This window comes from Psychrobacter sp. ASPA161_6 (genome assembly GCF_051970285.1).
Lineage (GTDB): Bacteria > Pseudomonadota > Gammaproteobacteria > Pseudomonadales > Moraxellaceae > Psychrobacter > Psychrobacter glaciei.
Genome location: NZ_JBEFNJ010000010.1, coordinates 1 through 3,445, shown reverse-complemented (window position 1 = coordinate 3,445; position 3,445 = coordinate 1). Strand labels below are relative to the sequence as shown.

Annotated in this window: 3 protein-coding genes; all 3 read left to right on the top strand. The window is 45.8% G+C overall.

Annotated features, from left to right (window positions below; all coding sequences use genetic code 11):
* Window positions 1-222: 222 nt before the first annotated feature.
* The 3 genes from exaC (at window position 223) to ACTQ9T_RS14500 (ending at window position 3,386) form a co-directional block, all read left to right on the top strand.
* Window positions 223-1,749, top strand: a complete 1,527-nt coding sequence (gene exaC / locus ACTQ9T_RS14510) for an acetaldehyde dehydrogenase ExaC (RefSeq protein WP_440465482.1) — start codon at window positions 223-225, stop codon at window positions 1,747-1,749.
* Between the two features lie 97 nt (window positions 1,750-1,846).
* Window positions 1,847-2,875, top strand: coding sequence for an alcohol dehydrogenase AdhP (gene adhP, locus ACTQ9T_RS14505; protein ID WP_289047793.1), 1,029 nt, complete (start codon window positions 1,847-1,849; stop codon window positions 2,873-2,875).
* A gap of 184 nt (window positions 2,876-3,059) precedes the next feature.
* Complete coding sequence (locus ACTQ9T_RS14500; RefSeq protein WP_060995664.1) at window positions 3,060-3,386, top strand: DUF779 domain-containing protein; 327 nt, start codon at window positions 3,060-3,062, stop codon at window positions 3,384-3,386.
* The last annotated feature ends 59 nt before the right edge of the window (window positions 3,387-3,445 follow it).

The window sequence follows — 3,445 nt, the reverse complement described above, 5'->3', positions numbered from 1 at the left end:
CTAAATTTATGAAACAACCTGATTTGCTTTAGTAAAAGTAACTATCCTTATGTATAAAAGTTCAGTAGGATAGACTGACAACCTGATCAGGAAGATCCAGCAAAACCGTGCAAGTGACTTTATAGACGTGCAAGTGACTTTATAGATATGACCTCAAAAGATCATATATCAAAGGCTTGAACGTTTATTTGCTTTATAAATTAATACAACAAGGAGTCGTTAATGCTACACGCCTATCCCAATACAGAAAACAGCCCCGTCCAATTCCGCGAAAAATATGACAACTTTATCAATGGTGAGTGGGTCGCACCAGCCAATGGAGAATACTTTGACAACACCAGCCCCATTGACGGTAAAGTCATCTGCCAAGTCGCCCGTTCAAAAGAAGCCGATATTGAAAAAGCCTTAGACGCTGCTCATGCTGCCAAAGACGCTTGGGGCAAAACCAGTGTCGCTGAACGTGCCAATCTACTGCTCAAAATTGCAGATAAGATGGAAGCCAATTTAGAAGCCATCGCCATTGCCGAAACGTATGAAAACGGCAAGCCTGTACGTGAAACCCTAGCAGCAGACATTCCATTAGCTGTCGATCACTTTCGCTATTTTGCCAGTGCCATTCGTGCACAAGAAGGCGGCATCAGTCAAATTGATGATGACACGGTTGCTTATCACTTCCATGAGCCACTTGGTGTCGTCGGCCAAATTATCCCATGGAACTTTCCGATCCTCATGGCAGTATGGAAGCTAGCCCCTGCGCTTGCTGCTGGTAACTGTATAGTACTCAAGCCTGCAGAGCAAACGCCTGCCTCTATCCTATTTATGCTAGAGACGATCGGGATTGCTGATATCTTACCAAAAGGTGTCCTCAACGTGGTCAACGGTTTCGGAGTTGAAGCTGGTAAGCCGCTTGCCTCCAATCCACGTATCAATAAAGTTGCCTTTACTGGTGAGACGACTACTGGTCGCCTAATCATGCAGTACGCCAGTGAAAACATCATTCCAGTTACCCTAGAGCTGGGTGGTAAGAGTCCAAATATCTTCTTTGCTGATGTCATGGACGAAGACGATGATTTTTTGGACAAAGCGGTCGAAGGTCTAGTGATGTTTGCGCTTAACCAAGGTGAAGTCTGTACTTGTCCGTCGCGTGCGCTGGTACATGAGAGTATTTATGATGAATTTATCAAACGCTGTGTCGAGCGTGTTGAAGCCATCAAAATGGGCAATCCACTAGACACTGACACCATGATTGGTGCACAAGCCAGCTCAGACCAGTTAGAAAAAATCTTATCTTATCTGGATATCGGTAAAAAAGAAGGCGCAAAAGTCTTGGTTGGCGGCGAGCAAGCCAAACACGATGGCGAGCTTGGCGACGGTTATTATGTGAAACCGACCATCTTTGAAGGCACCAATGATATGCGCGTGTTCCAAGAAGAAATCTTTGGACCAGTACTTGCCGTCACGAAATTTAAAGACGACGAAGAGGCCATGAGCATTGCTAATGACACCTTATATGGTCTTGGTGCTGGAGTCTGGACACGCAGTGTACACAAAGCCTATCGCTTCGGACGTGGCATCCAAGCAGGTCGCGTGTGGACCAACTGCTACCACATCTATCCTTCGCATTCTGCATTTGGTGGCTACAAGCAATCGGGTATCGGCCGCGAAAACCATCTAATGATGCTTGATCATTATCAGCAAACCAAAAACATGCTGGTTTCTTATAGTCCCAAAAAGATGGGCTTCTTTTAAGCCTGTCTGTCACGCACTTTATGGCAGCCACCATAAAATAATGAGTTGGTAGATATGACATCTATCAACTCACCATCCACGATAAGGAGAAAGTAACATGGCTAATAAAATGAAAGCTGCGGTTCTGCATGAGTTCAACCAACCTCTGCAGATTGAAGAAGTTGATATCCCTACCCCAGGTCCTGGTCAAATTGTAGTAAAAATGCAGGCATCAGGTGTCTGTCATACCGACCTGCACGCTGTCGAAGGCGATTGGCCAGTCAAACCAAGCCCCCCGTTTATCCCTGGTCATGAAGGTGTCGGCCTGATCACTGCTGTGGGTGAAGGTGTTAAGCATGTTAAAGAAGGCGACCGTGTCGGTGTGCCTTGGCTCTACTCTGCCTGTGGTCACTGTACGCACTGTCTAGGTGGCTGGGAAACCCTGTGCCTAAGTCAAGAGAACTCTGGTTATTCAGTGAATGGTAGCTTTGCAGAATACGTATTGGCAGATGCTGACTATGTTGGCATTATTCCTGAGAGCGTTGACTCTGTTGAGATTGCACCAGTTCTATGTGCGGGTGTGACGGTATATAAAGGTCTGAAAATGACAGACACCAAACCAGGTGATTGGGTCGTCATTTCAGGTATCGGTGGACTTGGTCACATGGCGGTACAGTACGCCATTGCCATGGGACTGAACGTTGCTGCCGTCGATATTGACGATGAAAAGCTCGATTTTGCCAAAAAACTGGGGGCAAAAGTCACGGTCAACGCAAAAAACACCGACCCTGCCGAATATCTACAAACAGAAATCGGCGGTGCTCATGGTGCGCTCGTGACAGCAGTATCGTCTAAAGCATTTGACCAAGCCTTAGGCATGTTACGACGCGGTGGTACTTTGGTCTGTAATGGTCTACCAACGGGCGACTTCCCTGTCTCTATCTTTGATACCGTTCTAAACGGTATTACCATTCGTGGCTCAATCGTTGGTACCCGTCTCGACTTACAAGAATCACTCGACATGGCAGCGGCAGGTAAAGTAAAAGCGACCGTTGCCGCTGAGCCGCTTGAGAATATCAATGACATTTTTGATCGTATGCGTGATGGTAAGATTGAGGGTCGCATCGTCATTGATTACTCTATGTAGACATGTCAATTATTTGAGACATTTTTATTTTTTAGAAATTATCTCGATAATTACGACGTTTGGTCACAAATAACAGGTCGTATCGTTTTCAGCCACATGCTATTAATGATGTGAGTGATGATGATGCGGCCTTTTATATTTTACCGATTAGTTTGGGTAAAAGTTTAAAAATAAGGAGCACGTTATGAAACTTGAAGCGACAGAAGCCTGCGTTGCGTTAATTGAGCTATTAAAGTCCAAACACGGTGACCTGATGTTCCATCAATCTGGCGGCTGCTGCGATGGTAGCTCACCGATGTGTTATCCATTGGGCGAGTTTAAAGTGGGCGGCCAAGACGTGCTCATCGGTGAGCTCGCTGGCTGTCCCTTTTATATGGGTAAAGCGCAGCATAAACTTTGGCAACATACGGATTTAACCATCGATGTGGTCGATGGACGCGGGGCCAGTTTTTCGCTTGAGATACCTGAAGGTAAGCGCTTTATCGTCCGTTCAGAAGTATGTGCGGTGTAAACTACTACTTTATTCACAAGAAGCTATCAGTCTCATATCAGCGCATTTTATGTCTTATT

What these genes read in the sequence shown, in the direction of transcription:
- exaC (WP_440465482.1), top strand. Translation starts at nt 223, where the DNA reads ATGCTACACGCCTATCCCAATACAGAAAACAGCCCCGTCCAATTCCGC.
- ACTQ9T_RS14500 (WP_060995664.1), top strand. Translation starts at nt 3,060, where the DNA reads ATGAAACTTGAAGCGACAGAAGCCTGCGTTGCGTTAATTGAGCTATTA.
- adhP (WP_289047793.1), top strand. Translation starts at nt 1,847, where the DNA reads ATGGCTAATAAAATGAAAGCTGCGGTTCTGCATGAGTTCAACCAACCT.